Source organism: Ramlibacter sp. AN1133, from assembly GCF_037890035.1.
GTDB lineage: Bacteria > Pseudomonadota > Gammaproteobacteria > Burkholderiales > Burkholderiaceae_C > Ramlibacter.
Genome location: NZ_JBBKTQ010000020.1, coordinates 25,314 through 41,017 on the forward strand (window position 1 = coordinate 25,314; position 15,704 = coordinate 41,017).

The 15,704-nt window shown below is 68.7% G+C and carries 15 protein-coding genes; 2 read left to right on the top strand and 13 right to left on the bottom strand.

Annotated elements, in window-relative coordinates; genetic code table 11:
* Nucleotides 1-57 precede the first annotated feature (57 nt).
* From WG923_RS22635 to apbC, 11 genes are all read right to left on the bottom strand, one after another.
* Nucleotides 58-636 carry a hypothetical protein gene (locus WG923_RS22635; protein WP_340353273.1) on the bottom strand — a complete coding sequence of 193 codons (579 nt, stop codon included), beginning with the start codon at nucleotides 634-636 and terminating at the stop codon, nucleotides 58-60.
* A 14-nt stretch (nucleotides 637-650) separates the two neighbouring features.
* Nucleotides 651-1,916: a formate dehydrogenase subunit gamma gene (locus WG923_RS22640; RefSeq protein ID WP_340353274.1), complete on the bottom strand. Its 1,266-nt coding sequence runs from the start codon at nucleotides 1,914-1,916 to the stop codon at nucleotides 651-653.
* Complete coding sequence (locus WG923_RS22645) at nucleotides 1,900-2,130, bottom strand: hypothetical protein (protein ID WP_340353275.1); 231 nt, start codon at nucleotides 2,128-2,130, stop codon at nucleotides 1,900-1,902. The genes WG923_RS22640 and WG923_RS22645 overlap by 17 nt, the downstream gene beginning before the upstream one ends.
* Nucleotides 2,127-2,744: a formate dehydrogenase FDH3 subunit beta gene (gene fdh3B / locus WG923_RS22650; protein WP_340353276.1), complete on the bottom strand. Its 618-nt coding sequence runs from the start codon at nucleotides 2,742-2,744 to the stop codon at nucleotides 2,127-2,129. Before fdh3B ends, WG923_RS22645 begins: the two co-directional genes overlap by 4 nt.
* Nucleotides 2,745-2,842: 98 nt before the next feature.
* Nucleotides 2,843-5,809, bottom strand: a complete 2,967-nt coding sequence (locus tag WG923_RS22655) for a formate dehydrogenase subunit alpha (protein WP_340353277.1) — start codon at nucleotides 5,807-5,809, stop codon at nucleotides 2,843-2,845.
* 16 nt (nucleotides 5,810-5,825) lie between these two features.
* Nucleotides 5,826-6,038, bottom strand: a complete 213-nt coding sequence (locus WG923_RS22660; RefSeq protein ID WP_340353278.1) for a twin-arginine translocation signal domain-containing protein — start codon at nucleotides 6,036-6,038, stop codon at nucleotides 5,826-5,828.
* Between the two features lie 229 nt (nucleotides 6,039-6,267).
* Nucleotides 6,268-6,888, bottom strand: a complete 621-nt coding sequence (locus tag WG923_RS22665) for a TorD/DmsD family molecular chaperone (protein WP_340353279.1) — start codon at nucleotides 6,886-6,888, stop codon at nucleotides 6,268-6,270.
* The gene (locus tag WG923_RS22670) at nucleotides 6,885-8,972 is read right to left on the bottom strand and encodes a 4Fe-4S binding protein (protein WP_340353280.1); all 2,088 of its coding nucleotides are present in this window, start codon (nucleotides 8,970-8,972) and stop codon (nucleotides 6,885-6,887) included. Before WG923_RS22670 ends, WG923_RS22665 begins: the two co-directional genes overlap by 4 nt.
* Nucleotides 8,899-9,552 (bottom strand): DUF3306 domain-containing protein, encoded by a 654-nt coding sequence (locus WG923_RS22675; protein ID WP_340353281.1) that lies wholly within the window; start codon nucleotides 9,550-9,552, stop codon nucleotides 8,899-8,901. Before WG923_RS22675 ends, WG923_RS22670 begins: the two co-directional genes overlap by 74 nt.
* Nucleotide 9,553: 1 nt before the next feature.
* The gene (locus WG923_RS22680; protein ID WP_340353350.1) at nucleotides 9,554-10,060 is read right to left on the bottom strand and encodes a DUF3305 domain-containing protein; all 507 of its coding nucleotides are present in this window, start codon (nucleotides 10,058-10,060) and stop codon (nucleotides 9,554-9,556) included.
* Between the two features lie 46 nt (nucleotides 10,061-10,106).
* On the bottom strand, nucleotides 10,107-11,195 hold the full coding sequence (gene apbC / locus WG923_RS22685; RefSeq protein ID WP_340353282.1) for an iron-sulfur cluster carrier protein ApbC: 1,089 nt from the start codon (nucleotides 11,193-11,195) through the stop codon (nucleotides 10,107-10,109).
* Nucleotides 11,196-11,274: 79 nt separating this feature from the next.
* Between apbC and metG the strand changes: the two genes are divergently transcribed.
* Nucleotides 11,275-13,353 carry a methionine--tRNA ligase gene (gene metG / locus WG923_RS22690; protein ID WP_340353283.1) on the top strand — a complete coding sequence of 693 codons (2,079 nt, stop codon included), beginning with the start codon at nucleotides 11,275-11,277 and terminating at the stop codon, nucleotides 13,351-13,353.
* Nucleotides 13,354-13,437: 84 nt separating this feature from the next.
* A complete protein-coding gene (locus WG923_RS22695; RefSeq protein WP_340353284.1) occupies nucleotides 13,438-13,653 on the top strand; it encodes a hypothetical protein in 216 nt (71 codons plus the stop codon).
* Between the two features lie 3 nt (nucleotides 13,654-13,656).
* Here the strand turns inward: WG923_RS22695 and WG923_RS22700 are convergent, their stop codons facing one another.
* Nucleotides 13,657-14,172 (bottom strand): NADH-quinone oxidoreductase subunit B family protein, encoded by a 516-nt coding sequence (locus WG923_RS22700; protein ID WP_340353285.1) that lies wholly within the window; start codon nucleotides 14,170-14,172, stop codon nucleotides 13,657-13,659.
* Entirely contained in the window at nucleotides 14,172-15,704 is a 1,533-nt protein-coding gene (locus WG923_RS22705; RefSeq protein WP_340353286.1) for a hydrogenase large subunit, read from the bottom strand. Before WG923_RS22705 ends, WG923_RS22700 begins: the two co-directional genes overlap by 1 nt.

Sequence of the window (15,704 nt, forward strand, 5' to 3'; positions counted from 1 at the left end):
CTACCGCAAATGCAAAGGCCAGCCCGATGGGCTGGCCTTGGCGCGAGGCGGGAGCCCCTACTTCTTGGGCGTGCCGCCGGTCTTGCCGGAGGTCATGCTGCCCGATTCCGCCCGCACGCTCGGCGGGCTGGCCGCGGTGGCCGCAGGCGAGTGGGCGCCGGAGGCCTCCAGCGGCTTCTGCTCTGCCGGCAAAGCGGCAACGGCGGTGAAGGGACCCGGGTCGACACAGGGTGGCGTGGTGACCGCGTTGGGCGCGGCCACGGTACCGACGGGGGTGCTGCCGCCCTGGGAAGCGCTGGCCGTCGTCGGCGCCGTCGCCTTGGCGGCAGGGGCGGCCGCTGCCGTGGGCGTCGGCGCAGGGGCCGTCGGCGCCGCAGCGACCGGCGTGGCCGCGGGCGTGCCGGGGGCCGCCGCCGCAGGCGCCTTGGCGACCGGATGGCTGGACTTGTACTTCGCCGCGATGCGGTCCTGCACCTGGCACAGCTTGTAGTTGGCGACCTTGCCCTGCCAGGCCGTCCTGGCCGCCGCTTCCGCGGCCTTCGCCTTGGCGGCCTCGTCGAGCTGTGGCGCCGGCAGCTTGGCCACGGCGGCCCCGGCCATGGCCAGGGCGATGGCGGTCATCGTCAGACGGATCATGTTCTTCTCGCTCCTCAGACTGTGCGCACGCCCTGCGTGTCGTCGACGACGACCAGCGGCTTGCTGCGCTGCACCGGGACCTTGCCGGCCTTGATGTCCTCGTACCAGTAGGCGTGGTGTTCCTGCGCCCAGGCGTCGTTGACGTAGCCGTGGCGCATCGCCGTGTAGGCGCCCTTGAAGCCCACGGTGCCCACGTAGATGTGCACGAACAGCACCACCAGCATCAGCGCGGCGGCCGAGGCGTGGATCATGTTGGTCACCTGCATGGTCTGGCGGTCGTAGGCCAGGCTCGGGATCAGCTTGTCCATCACCAGGCCGGAACCGACCACGATGATGCCCAGCAGCAGCGTGCCCAGCCAGAACACCACCTTCTCCATCGCGTTGAAGCGGTGCGAGGGCAGCTCGTTGCCGCTCATCAGCCCGCCCATCCGCAGCAGCCAGCGCAGGTCGCCCTTCTGCGGGAAGTTGTCGCGGATGAAGGTCACGATGATGACCGCCAGCGAGACGGCGAACAGCGGGCCGAAGAAGTTGTGCAGGTTCTTCAGCAGGTAGGTGAAGTAGCCGAACAGCGTCAACCCCATCACCGGCAGCAGGAAGAACTTGCCGAAGGCCATCACGATGCCCGAGAGGCCCAGCACCACGAAGGCGATCGCGTTGAGCCAGTGGGCCGCCCGCTCGAAGGGCGTGAAACGCTCGATGCGCAGCGGTCCGCTGTCGACCGTGGAATGTCCCAGCGGGCCCTTGGCGAAGTAGAAGATCCCCAGCGCCACCAGCACGATCAGCAGCAGCGAGCCGCCGTACGGGATGATCCAGTTGTTGCGCGTCTCGCGCCAGGCCTGGCCGGCGGTGGTCATGCGCGAACCGGGGTACTGCACCTGCTCCTGGATCAGGACGCCGGCTTCCGGCGCCTGCGACCTGGGCAGGCTGCTGTAGCCCTCGCGGCCCTGCTGCACGCCGCGCCACATCGGCGCGTTGTTGCCCGGCTGCACCGCGTTGCGCTGGCCGTTGTTCTGCTGCATGTAGCCCGGATCGGAGGAAGCGTCGCGCTTGACCTCGGGCTTCACGTCGAAGATGTTCTGGCCCTGGATGCCGGGGACACCCGCGCCCTGGCCCGGCGGGATGTCGTCCGGCACGACCTTGCCCGTGGCCGCCGCACCCGCGGACGGCGCGGCGGTGAAACCGCCGCCGGCCGGGGTGGAGCCCTGGGACTGCGCCAGCGCCCCGCCGGCCAGCGCCAGCGTCAAGGCGCCCGCGGCGAGGACCTCAAGGAACCTTGACATAGTCGTTCTGCCCATTGACGGTGCGGACCTTCAGCTGCTGTTCCCAGTTGGCGCGGTCGCCCGGCTTCCAGCCGGCTGCCGTGAAGGGCGGCTGCTTGTTGGTGCCGTTGAAAGGCGCGGCATCGCTCTTGATGCCGCCGGCGGTCTGTTCGCGCTCGGCGCAGCCGGCGAAGGCCAGCGCCGCGAGCGACACGGCAAGGACGGTTCTGATCACGACTTGGCACCTCCCGGTTGGCCGGCCTGCTTGGAGCCGTAGGCGGTGCCCCAGCCCCACACTTCGGCACCCTTGCCGCGCTTGAGCACGCGGTTGCGGAAGATGTCCGCCACCACGTCGCCGTCGCCGGCCAGCAGCGCCTTGGTCGAGCACATCTCGGCGCAGGCGGGCAGCTTGCCTTCGGCCAGCCGGTTGCGGCCGTACTTCTCGAACTCCGCCTGCGAGCCGTTGGCCTCGGGGCCGCCGGCGCAGAAGGTGCACTTGTCCATCTTGCCGCGCACGCCAAAGGTGCCGGCGGCGGGGAACTGCGGCGCGCCGAACGGGCAGGCGTAGCTGCAGTAGCCGCAGCCGATGCAGGTGTCCTTGTCGTGCAGCACCACGCCTTCCTCGGAGCGGTAGAAGCAGTTGACCGGGCACACCGCCATGCAGGGCGCGTCGGAGCAGTGCATGCACGCCACCGAGATCGAGCGCTCGCCCGGCACGCCGTCGTTCAAGGTGACCACGCGGCGGCGGTTCACGCCCCAGGGCACCTCGTGCTCGTTCTTGCAGGCCGTGACGCAGCTGTTGCATTCGATGCAACGCTCGGAGTCACAGATGAATTTCATTCTTGCCATCGTGGTCTCCTATGAGCGCAGCGCAGGGCCGCCCCAAGCAAGCTCCGCCCCCTCGGGGGGCAGCGAATTACACGTAGTGAAAAGCGTGGGGGCCATGTTTACGCCCGCTCGATGTTGCAGATGGTCGTCTTGGTCTCTTGCATCATGGTGACGCTGTCGTAGCCGTAGGTCGTGGCGGTGTTCACCGCCTCGCCGCGGACCACCGGTGCGGCCCCGTTCGGGTAGTACGCCAGCATGTCGTTGCCCTGCCAGCGGCCCGAGAAGTGGAACGGCATCCAGACGGTGTCCGGCCCGACGCGCTCCGTCACCAGCGCCTGCACGTTCAGCTGCGCGCCGGTGGGCGTGCGCAGCCAGACGCGATCGCCCTGCTTGATGCCCTTGGCGGTGGCCGTCTGCGGGTTGATCTCGACGAAGGCTTCCTGCTGCAGCTCGGCCAGCCAGGGGTTGGACCGGGTTTCCTCGCCGCCGCCTTCGTATTCCGTCAGGCGGCCCGATGTCAGGATCAGCGGGAACTTCTCATAGAGCTTGTCCTGCATGTTCTTCTGCTGCAGCGTCTTGTACAGCGTGGGCAGGCGCCAGAAGGCCTTCTTGTCGTCGTGCGACGGGTACTTGGCGACCAGGTCGGGCCGCGTGCTGTAGATCGCCTCGCGGTGCTGCGGGATCGGGTCCGGGAAGTTCCAGACCAGCGCGCGCGCCTTCGCGTTGCCGAAGGGGTGGACGCCGTGGTTCTTCATCGCCACGCGGATCAGGCCGCCGGACGGGTCGGTCTTCCAGTTCTTGCCCTCGGCCGCCGCGCGCTCGGTCGGCGTGAGCTCGTCCCACCAGCCCAGCTTCTTGACGAACACGTGGTCGATCTCGGGATAGCCGGTCTGGATCTCGCAGCCCACCGGGGCGGAGCCGTCCTCGGCCAGCAGGTTCACGCCGTCCTTCTCGACGCCGAAGTTGGCGCGGAAGCAGCCGCCGCCATCCATCACGTGCTTGGTCGTGTCGTACAGGTTCGGCGAACCCGGATGCTTGAGTTCGGGCGTGCCGTAGCAGGGCCACGGCAGGCCGTAGTAGTCGCCCGTGAGGTCGTAGCCGGTTTCCTTGTCCTTGACCGTGCCCTTGCACTTGAGCGACTTGACGTCGAAGGCGGCCATGTTCCTCATGTGCGCCTTCAGGCGCTCGGGACTCTGGCCGGTGTAGCCGATGGTCCAGACCGACCGGTTCATCTCGCGCAGGATGTCCTCGGGCACGGGCTCGTCCATGCCCTTGACCTTCTGCATCTTGAAGTTCTTGACCAGTTCCTGGCCGAAGCCGAGCTTGAGCGCCAGCTGGTACATGATCATGTGGTCCGTGCGGCTTTCCCACAGCGGCTCGATCACCTTCTCGCGCCACTGCAGCGAACGGTTGGAGGCCGTCACCGAGCCGCTGGTCTCGAACTGCGTCGCCGCCGGCAACAGGTAGACCGCGCGGTTGACGTTCTGGTCCTTCGGGTCGCCGGGCATGGCCGCCATGGCGGCGGTGGCGGACGGATACGGGTCGACGACGACCAGCAGGTCCAGCTTGTCCATCGCGCGCTTCATCTCCAGGCCGCGCGACTGCGAGTTGGGCGCATGGCCCCAGTAGAAGACGCCGCGCAGGTTCGGATCCTGGTCGAGGTTCTCGTTCTTCTCCAGCACGCCGTCGATCCAGCGCGACACGGTCATGCCGGGCTTGGTCATCATCGTCGCGTTCTGGAAGCGGTTCTTGATCCAGTCGAAATCGACGCCCCAGACGTTGGCGAAGTGCTTCCAGGAGCCTTCGGCGATGCCGTAGTAGCCGGGCAGCGAGTCGGGGTTGGGACCGACGTCGGTGGCGCCCTGCACGTTGTCGTGGCCGCGGAAGATGTTGGCGCCGCCGCCGGACACGCCGACGTTGCCCAGCGCCAGCTGCAGGATGCAGGAGGCGCGCACCATGGCGTTGCCGATCGAGTGCTGCGTCTGGCCCATGCACCACACGATGGTGGAGGGCCGGTTCATCGCCATCGTCTGCGCCGCCTTGAACACCTCGGCTTCGGGCACGCCGCAGGCTTCCTGCACCTTGTCGGGGGTCCACTTGGCCAGCACGTCCTCGCGCACCTTGTCCATGCCGTAGACGCGGTCGTTGAGGTATTTCTTGTCTTCCCAGCCGTTCTTGAACACGTGGTACAGCACGCCGAACAGGAACGGGATGTCGGAGCCGGAGCGGATGCGGATGTACTGGTCGGACTTGGCGGCCGTGCGGGTGAATCGCGGGTCGACGACGATCATCTTGGTGCCGCTCTCCTTGGCATGCAGCATGTGCAGCATGGAGACCGGGTGCGCTTCGGCGGCGTTGGAGCCGATGTACAACGCAGCCTTGCTGTTCTGCATGTCGTTGTACGAGTTCGTCATCGCGCCGTAGCCCCAGGTGTTGGCGACGCCGGCGACCGTGGTCGAGTGGCAGATGCGCGCCTGGTGGTCGCAGTTGTTGCTGCCCCACAGGCTCACGAACTTGCGCATCAGGTAGGACTGCTCGTTCGAGTGCTTGGACGAGCCGATCCAGAAGATCGACTCGGGGCCGCTGGCCTTGCGCAGGTCCTGCACCTTGGCCGCGATCTCGTCGAGCGCCTGGTCCCAGGAGATGCGCTGGTACTTGCCGTTGACCAGCTTCATCGGGTAGCGCAGGCGGAATTCGCCGTGGCCGTGCTCGCGGATGGCGGAACCCTTGGCGCAGTGCGCGCCCAGGTTGATCGGCGAGTCGAAGACCGGCTCCTGGCGGACCCACAGGCCGTTCTCCACCACCGCGTCGATCGCGCAGCCCACCGAGCAGTGCGTGCAGACGGTGCGCTTGACCTCGACCCGGCCGTCACCGACCGCGGGGCCCTTGCCATCCGCGGCCTTGGCCTTCTTCACCAGCGTCAGCGAGGAGGCAGCGATGCCCACGCCGACGCCGAGTCCGGAGCGGCGCAGGAACGCGCGGCGGTCCATCGTCGGAAGCGCCGCGGCGAGCCCGCGCTGCAGGCTGTGCACGAACGGCGAGCGCGGGGCAGCCTGGGTGCCACCCGTCTTCTTGGTCAGCAACATGGAACTCTCCAGCGATTTAGACGAGCGTGCTCTTGTAGTAACGCTTGACGTGTTCGGTCACGCGATAACCGCCGCCGGCCTCTGGCTTGGGTGGCTCCGCCTCGGCGACGGGAGCCTCCGCAACGGGGGACCTGGGGATGGTGACCACCGCCGCGGTGGCAGCGCCGGCGACGGCGGCTCCCAGCATGAATCCCCGGCGGGACGGTTTGTTGGCCTGCGAGTCGGACATGGATGTCTCCTTCAAGCTCTCTTATGAACTTCTCCACATAACTGTAGTGGAGCGACATGTTCACGGCAATTGCAAAACGATTCGTACGCTCAGGGAAAACGCGAAGCACGCGCGCAATGACAGGAGCCCGACAGGAATCAACGCGCGCACGACACGCGCGGCACGGTGCCGTGCCGACGAGTGGATGGAATAAACATCGCCAGCAGGGAAACTGCTTAAGACGAGAGGGCTACGCCAGCATGTCGAAGCCTTGCGCTTCGACGTTCATGAAAGCGCGCGTGAATTCCGCGAGCGCTGCATAGAAATGCGCCCTGGGATGCGCCGTGATCGCACTGCACAAATCGTTCACCCAGGGATGCAGGTGTTCGGTGAAGAACTCGCGCTGCTTCGTGAGGTTGGCCACCGCCACGTCGTCGCCGGCGATCAGGTAGCGCATCACCTCGAGCTCGTAGGCGATGTGGTCCTCGGTTTCCAGGATGGCTTCATCGCGCCCGAGACCCAGTTGCGCCAGCATGTCGCGCAGGCGCACGAGCGGCTTGTCGTTGAGGAAGCCGCTGATGTAGTGCGAGCCGAACAGGTAGACGTCCGGCTTGCCCACGCCGCCGAACAGCGCGTCGTATTCCTGCGCGATCGCCGCCTCCTCGCACGAGCGCGCGGCGCCCACCAGCGCGCGCCAGGGCTCCTCGAGGAAGGCGCCCTGCGCCGGCGCCTCGGTCGGCGCCAGGCGCAGCGCCTGCAGCAGCTGCGCTGTCGGCGGCGCGTAGTACAGCTGCGAAAGCAGGCCGTAGATCTCGGCGCGCGCGGTTTCCTCGTCCAGCGCGCTGGTGGTGGGCAGGGGCTCGCTGGTCATTGGTCGCCGATGCGGGCTTCGTCGGTGGAAGAATAGATGTCGATGACGCGGCAGTCGCCGCACATCTTCAGGCGTTGCAGGGCCTCGCCCTGGAACATGGAGTGGCCTGCCAGCTTGCCGATCATGGCTTCGATGCCGCGCAGCGTGCCGAACGGCTTGCCGCAGCGGATGCAGCCATAGGGCTGGGCCTCGTTGAGCACGCGCGACTGCTTGCGCTCGGGCGAGAGCAGCAGCCGCGGCTGCAGCGTGATGGCCTTTTCCGGGCAGGTCTTCGCGCACAGTCCGCACTGCACGCAATTGCCCTCGACCATGCGCAGCTGCGGCGCCTGCTGGTTGTCCTGCAGGGCGCTCGAAGGGCAGGCGCCCACGCAGCTGAGGCACAGCGTGCACTTGTCCTTGTCGACGACGATGCTGCCGAAGGGCGCGCCCGCGGGCAGCGCGATCGACTCCGGCTTCGCCGCCGCGTGTTCGACGAGGTGGTCCAGCGCGAGGTCGAGCGTGGTGCGCTTCTCGCCGGAGACGGCGAAGCGGGCGCGCGCGGGAGGCGTCGCGCCGCGGCGCTGGGCCACCAGCTGCAGTTCCTGGTCGAGATCCGTCGCGCTGCGCCCGCGCAGCAGGCTGAAGTGCCGGCCCTGGTAGCCGAGACCCTCGAGGATCGCCTGGGCGACCTGCATCTGCTGTTCGAGCGCTTCGAGGTACTGCGGCGCCTCCTCGTTGGTGGCGAGCAGCGCGACATGCGCGGCGCCCTGGGCGACCGCCGTCAGCCACAGGTCGATGCCGGTGCTGGCGACATGCCACACCGCCAGCGGGATGACGTTCGCGGGCACGCCCGCGGCGGCGCCCACGCGGGCCGCGCGACCGAGCTCCTCCACCAGCGCCTGGCCGCGTTCCTGGCTGTGCAGCAGCAGCACCGGGGCGGCGCCGCCGGCGCGCTCGTAGGTGGCCAGCAGCGTGCGGATCTTCGTGCCCTGTTCGCCGGCGCGCGGATAGGCGTACGTGAGGGCGCCGGTGGGGCACACCGTGGTGCAGGCACCGCAACCCACGCACAGGCTGGCGTTGACCTTGACCTGCTGGCGCGACTTCTCGCTGGAGATGGCCTCGGCGGAGCAGATGTCGATGCAGGCGTTGCAGCCGACCTGCTCGTTGCGGCTGTGGGCGCACAGCTTCTGCTTGTACGCGATGAACTTCGGCTTCTCGAACTCACCCACCAGCTCGCGCAGCTTGAGCACCACGCCGAGCGCCTTCGGGCCGTTCGCCTCGCCGGGGGGCAGGTGGAAGTAGCCTTGCGGCGGCGCGTGCTGCAGGAAGGAGGGCTGGCGCCGCAGGTCCAGCACGAGGTCGTACGCATCCTCGTGGGCGACCGGCGCGCGCGCGAAGTCGATGGCGCCGGCCACGTCGCAGGCCTTCACGCAGGCGCGGTGGCTCTTGCAGGCGTCGAGGTCCACCTGGTAGTCGAGGCCGATCGCCTGCTCCGGGCAGGCGGCGACGCAGGCATTGCAGCGGGTGCACAGGTCCAGGTCGATCGGGTTGTCCTGCGACCACGCGAGCCGGAACGCGCCCAGCCAGCCGGTGAGCTTCTCGACGCGGCCGCTGACCACGGGGAAGCGCCGCTCCTGCGCGCCGCTGCCGCCGCGCGAGAAGATGGTGACGTCCAGCGCGTCGCCCACGACCGAGGCGAAGCGCTCGGCGTCCTCCAGCGGGCCGATCACGAGCAGGCGGCCTTCGCTCTTGTAGGTGACGGTGGCGACCGGCTCCGGCTCGGGCAGCCTGGCCGCGGCGAGCAGCGCCGCGATCTTGGGCATCGCGCCCTTCGCATCGCGGCTCCAGCCGCCGGTTTCGCGGATGTTGACGAAGCGGATCGGGGAGACGGCGCCTTCGGTCTGCTGGCCCAGTTCGCCGAACAGGCGCCTTTCCTGGGTGCAGGCCACCACGACGTCGGCGCCGGACTTCACGGCCTGCTGGAACGCGCCCGCCTCGCGGCGGCACAGCGTGGAATGCAGCGTCAGGTCTTCATCGAGCGCGCGCCCCAGGGCCTTCGGGTCCAGGGGCATCGTCTTGTTGCAGTCGCAGATCAGGGTCGGCATGGTCTTTCGCCGGCGGTAATGCTGGCTCCGTCGGTGTGCCCGACTGTGCCACGATTTCGGCGGGGGGTTGATCCGCGACTTCCCTCGGTTCCGCGGCGGGTGCTTCGGCTTCTTCCTTCTTTTCTTCCTCGTCGTCGAAGAGCTTCAGGAACTTCGCGCTGGCGAGGTTGCGCAGCATCTCGGGCGGGATGGGGTCGGGCTTGCCGTAGTCGTCGATGTAGACATCGAGCCCGTCCATCACGTTGAAGTGCGGGTCGGCGAAGAGCTTCTTGAAGGCGGCGGTGCGGACTTCGGGGGCGACGTCGGGTTTGGTGAAGCGGGTGAAGTCGGAGTCCTTGGTGAGGGACTGGGCTTGTTCCAGCGTCGGTGCGGGGTCGAGCTCCGGAGTGCCCCCACCCCCGCCCTCCCCCGGAGGGGGAGGGAGTATCTTGCCTTCACTCCCTCCCCCTCCGGGGGAGGGTTGGGGTGGGGGCACTCCGGTCTTCGCCTCCGCGCGGCGTTCGGGTTCAGGAGGAATCTCCTCCCCCTTGCGCACCGCCTCCTTGCGCTTCGACCACCGCCCCAGGAACCCGTCCGCCACCTCAGTCCTCCCCGCCGTACTTCTTGAGCGTGCTCACCGACGCCGGCTGGCCGAAGCGGTCTTCCAGGCGGCGGAAGCTCTCGGGGCGCTTGCGCTTCTTGGGCTCCGGAACGTAGTGCTCCTCGGCGAAGACACGCACCCACTCGATCACGTCGGGCGGCGCTGGCACCTGCTCCACCGTCTCCTGCGCATCGAGCCAGCGGCCCGCGTCGTGGTAGCTCAGGCTCACGATCAGCGGCCGCGGGATGGGCTCGTCGGCCACGCTCGCCTCCTCCTCCATGCGCCACAGCACGAAGAAGCAGGGCGCCGGCGAGGACAGGTTCAGGTAATAGCCCTCGGCGTCGTCCCGGAACAGCTCCACGCGCAAGGCCGGGTGCAGCCAGCGCTCGCCGTTCGCGTCGCGGTGCAGCAGGCGCGGCTCGGTGCCGAAGGCCTCCTCGTTCTCCACCACGTCCTCCAGCTCCCACCGCCATTCCTGCCAGCGGCTGGCCGTGCGCACCTTGCGCATGATCACGGCGACGTCGGCGGCGGGGCGCTGGATCACGGCCGGGACCTCAGGTGTTCTTCGAGACCGTGATGGTCGGGAACTTCGAGGAGAAGTCCTTGGCCCGCGAGGCGATCTTGATCGCCACCTGGCGCGCCACGCTGCGGTAGATGCCGGCGGCCTCGCTGTCCGGATCCGCCACCACGGTCGGCTTGCCGCTGTCGGCCTGCTCGCGGATCTGCATCGCCAGCGGCAGCGCGCCGAGGTAGTCGATGCCCTTTTCCTGCGCGTAGCGCTTGCCGCCGCCCTCGCCGAAGATGTGCTCGGCGTGGCCGCAGTTGCTGCACACGTGCACGGCCATGTTCTCCACCACGCCCAGGATCGGCACGCCGACCTTCTCGAACATGGTCACGGCCTTGCGGGCGTCGATGAGAGCGATGTCCTGCGGCGTGGTGACGATCACCGCGCCGGTCATGGGCACCCGCTGCGACAGCGTGAGCTGGATGTCGCCGGTGCCCGGGGGCATGTCGACGATCAGGTAGTCCAGGTCCTTCCAGTTGGTCTGGCGCAGCAGCTGCTCCAGCGCCTGGGTGGCCATCGGGCCGCGCCAGATCATCGCCTCGTCCTGGTTGACGAGGAAGCCGATCGACATCACCTGGATGCCGTGGTTCTCCAGCGGCTCCATGGTCTGGCCGTCGTCGCTTTCGGGGCGGCGCGAGATGCCCAGCATCATCGGCTGGCTGGGGCCGTAGATGTCGGCGTCCAGCACGCCCACCGTCGCGCCCTCGGCGGCGAGCGCCAGCGCGAGGTTGGCCGCGGTGGTGCTCTTGCCCACGCCGCCCTTGCCGGAGGCGATGGCGATGATGTTCTTGACGTTGGGCATCAGCTGCACGCCGCGCTGCACCGAGTGCGCGATGACCTTGGTCGTGATGTTCACCGAGACGTTGCTCACGCCCGGCGCCGACTTCGCCGCCGCGACCAGCGCGCGGCGAAGTTCGGGCACCTGGCTCCTGGCCGGGTAGCCCAGTTCGACCTCGAAGGAGACGTCGCCGCCTTCGATGTGCACGTTCTTCAACGCCTTGGTACTGACGAAATCCTTGCCCGTGTTCGGGTCCTTGACGCCCGCGAGGGCCGCGAGCAGCTGTTCCTGGGTGGCCATAGAGGTTGGTGTTCCGGTAATGCCGGCAGTGTACGGGACCGCCGCCGAATAGAATTCCCGGTTCCCCAGGAAAACCCTCATGCCCCAGCGCAAGCTCTTCGTCACGACCGCCCTGCCCTACGCGAACGGCAAGTTCCACATCGGCCACATCATGGAGTACATCCAGGCCGACATCTGGGTGCGGCACCAGCGCATGCAGGGCAACATGGTGCAGTTCGTCGGGGCCGACGACGCGCACGGCGCGCCGATCATGATCGCCGCCGAGAAGGCGGGCAAGACGCCGCAGGGCTTCGTGGCGGAGATCGCCGCGGGCCGCAAGCAGTACCTCGACGGCTTCCACATCCGCTTCGACAACTGGCATTCGACGGAAAGCACCGAAAACACCGAGCTGGCCCAGGGCATCTACCAGCGCCTGAAGGCCAACGGCCTGATCACCACGCGCACGATCGAGCAGTTCTACGACCCGGTCAAGGGCATGTTCCTGCCGGACCGCTACATCAAGGGCGAGTGCCCGGTGTGCCATGCGAAGGACCAGTACGGCGACTCCTGCGAGGTCTGCAGCAGCGTCTACACGCCCACGCAGCTGATCGAGCCCTACTCCACCCTCACCGGCGCGCGGCCCGAGCTGCGCAGCTCCGAGCACTACTTCTTCCAGCTCTCCAAGCCCGAGGTCGTGGCGTTCCTCAAGGCCTGGACGCAGGACGGCAAGCTGCAGCCCGAGGTGGCGAAGAAAGCCGGCGAGTGGTTCGAGGCCGGCATGGCCGACTGGGACATCAGCCGCGACGCGCCCTACTTCGGCATCGAGATCCCCGACGCGCCGGGCAAGTACTTCTACGTCTGGCTCGACGCGCCGATCGGCTACCTCGCCAGCCTGAAGAACCACTTCGACCGCGGCCAGGCGAAGAACCACTGGCACGCGGCCTCGCGCACGGACGCGACCTTCGAGCAGTACATCTCCGACCCGGCCGTGGAGCAGGTGCACTTCATCGGCAAGGACATCGTGTACTTCCACACCCTGTTCTGGCCGGCGATGCTGAAGTTCAGCGACCGCAAGACGCCCGACCAGGTGAACGTGCACGGCTTCATCACCGTGAGCGGCGAGAAGATGTCCAAGAGCCGCGGCACCGGCATCGACCCGCTGAAGTACCTGTCGCTGGGCATGAACCCCGAGTGGCTGCGCTACTACATCGCGGCCAAGCTCAATGGCCGGGTGGAGGACGTGGACTTCAACCCGGACGATTTCGTGGCCCGCGTGAACGCCGACCTGATCGGCAAGTACGTCAACATCGCCAGCCGCGCCGTGAAGTTCGTGCCGGGCGGCAAGCTGGTGGGCAGCGACCTCGCGGCGCTGGGCGCGGGCGAGCTGGTGGACTCGGTCAGGCAGCTGTACGAGAACCGCGAATACGGCAAGGCGCTGCGCGAGGTGATGGCCTTCGCCGACCAGGTCAACACGCGCTTCGACACGGCGGCGCCGTGGAAGCTGGTGAAGGAAGGCAAGGGCGAGGAAGCGGCGAAGGTCTGCTCGGAATGCCTGGAGGCGTTCAAGGTGATGACGGCCTGCCTGAAGCCGGTGCTGCCGGAGCTGGCGGGGGAGGCGGAGAAGTTCCTGGGGTGCGGGTCGCTGGAGTGGGGCAATGCGGTGAAGCCCATGGGGGCGGGGCACCAGGTCGGGGAATACAAGCATCTGATGCAACGGGTGGACATGAAGCAGGTGGATGCGTTGTTCGAGCCGCCGGCGGAAGCGGGCACCGGAGTGCCCCCACCTCTGCCCTCCCCCGGAGGGGGAGGGAGTGAACAGCCGGGCGGGGAAGAAATTGCGCCCGAGATCACGATCGACGACTTCACCAAGGTCGATCTGCGCATCGCGAAGATCGTGAATTGCGAGTCGGTGGAGGGCGCGAAGAAGCTGCTGCGCCTGACGCTCGACATCGGCGAGGGCAAGACCCGCAACGTGTTCGCGGGCATCGCCTCGGCCTACCAGCCTGAGGAGCTGGTGGGCAAGCTGACGGTGATGGTCGCCAACCTCGCGCCGCGCAAGATGAAGTTCGGCGTGAGCGAGGGCATGGTGCTGGCCGCGAGCCACGCCGAGGACAAGGCCGGCGGGATCTACGTGCTCAACCCCTGGCCCGGCGCGCAGCCGGGGATGCGGGTGCGGTAATTCGGCGCGCACGCGTTGCGGCGGCAGCGCGCTGCCCATGTAAAGCAAGGCGACGGCCGAGGCTGCTCGGGTAAGCTCGTGCGCATGCAGTACCTTCTCCGCGCTGCCCTCGCGGGCCTGGCCGCCGCCGTCCTGTCCGGCTGCACCGTCATCACCGTCGCCGGCGCGGCCGCCGGGCTGGCGGTCACGGCCGGCTCGCTGGCGGTGGATGCCGCGGTGGGCACCGCCAAGGTCGCCGGCAAGGTGGTCGGTGCGGCCGCCGGCGCCGTGCTGCCCGGTGGCGGCGACGAGGACAAGTAGGCCTTACCGGCGCCGCCGCACGGCGGCCAGGATGCCTCGCATGATCTCCAGCGGCGGCGGCGGGCAACCGGGCACCGTCACATCCACGGGCACCACGTTCGCGACCGCACCGCAGCTCGCGTAGCTCTGCCCGAAGATCCCCCCGTTGCAGGCGCAGTCGCCCAGGGCGACCACCAGCCGCGGCTCAGGCGTCGCTTCCCAGGTCCGCCGCAGCGCCGTTTCCATGTTGCGCGTCACCGGCCCGGTCACCAGCAGCATGTCCGCATGGCGCGGGCTCGCCACGAACTTGATGCCCAGCCCCTCCAGGTTGTAGTAGGGGTTGGTCAGCGCATTGATCTCCATCTCGCAGGCGTTGCAGGAGCCGGCATCCACCTGCCGGATCGCGAGCGCCTGGCCCAGGATGTCGAGGAGTTCCTCGCGGATGCGGACGATGGCCCCGTCCTCGCCGGCCTCCGTGGCGAACGGCGCCGGCTCCGACGGGATGCCGGCCCGGGCGATCTGGCGCAGGATCTTCCACATCAGAGGTCGTGTCCCGAATAACTGAGGTTGAAGGACTTGTTGATCAGCGGGAAGTCGGGAACGATGTTGCCGATCACCGCGTGTTCCAGCACCGGCCAGTTCTGCCACGAGGGATCGTGGCAGTGGCAGCGCCGCACCGCGCCGCCGGGGCCCAGCTCCAGCGCCACCAGCACCTCGCCGCGCCAGCCCTCCACCCAGCCGGCGCCGACGCCCTCGCCCGTGGGCGCCGCAAGCGGCACGCGCACCGGCCCGTCCGGCAGGCTGTCGCACAGCAGGCGCAGGAGGCGCAGCGATTCGAGCGTTTCCTGGAAGCGCACCGCCACGCGTGCGGCGACGTCGCCGTTGCGATGGCCCGCGCGCTGCACCTGCAGGCCCTCGTAGGGCACCCAGGGCTGGTCGCAGCGCAGGTCCATGGCCTGGCCGCTGGCGCGTGCCGCGAGGCCCGTCAGGCCGAGCTGGAGGGCGAGGTCGTGGCTGACGATGCCCGTGGTGGCGAAGCGGTCCTGCAGGCCGGCGTGCGATTCGTAGATGCCTTCCAGCGTGCGCACTTGCGCCTCGATCGCGTCGCACTGGCGCCGCAGCCGCTCGCGCAATGCGTCGTCGAGGTCGACGGCCACGCCACCGGGCACCACGCGGTCCATCATCATCCGGTGGCCGAACGCTTCGTTCGACAGCCGCAGCCAGTCCTCGCGCAGGCGCGAGAACTGCGCCAGGCCGAAGCCGAGCGCCGCATCGTTGCCGAGGAAACCGAGGTCGTTGAGGTGGTTGGAGACTCGCTCGCGCTCCAGCAGCAGCGCGCGCAGCCAGGCGGCGCGCGAGGGCACCACGCAGCCGAGCGCCGACTCCAGCGCCATGCAGTAGGCCCAGGCGAAGGCGACCGTGGAATCCCCCGACACGCGCCCGGCGAGCCGGTGCCCTTCGAGGGCCGGCAGGTCGAGGAAGCGCCGCTCGATGCCCTTGTGGGTGTAGCCCAGGCGCTCCTCCAGCCGCAGCACCTTCTCGCCCACGACCGAGAAGCGGAAGTGGCCCGGCTCGATGATGCCGGCGTGCACCGGGCCCACCGGGATCTCGTGCACGCCGTCGCCTTCCACGCGCACGAAGGGGTAGTCCTGCAGCGGCTGCGGCGCGACCGCGCCGGCATCCTTGCGCAGTGGGTGGTACTCCGCCGGCCAGGCGCCGTGGTTCAGCCAGGGCCGGCGATCCTGCGCGCCCTCGGCCGCGATCCCCAGCAGGTCGAAGGTCGCGCGCTGCATGCGACTCGCGCAGGGAAACAGGTGCGCGATGTCGGGATAGTGCGGCGCCTGCGGCTCCAGGGCGAGGTCGACCCAGTACAGGCCCGTTTCGGCGGCGTACGCGGCGCAGACGGCGAGCGCCTCGCCGCGGTCCGCGCCCCACAGGGCCACGAGCCGCCCGCCCGACTGCGCGACGCTGCCCGCCGCGGCCAGCCACTGGTCGCGCTCGACGCGGATGCGCCAGACCGGCAGCGGCGCCGGCAGCCGCGCGAAGGGGAGGTTCAGGCGCGTGATGCCCAT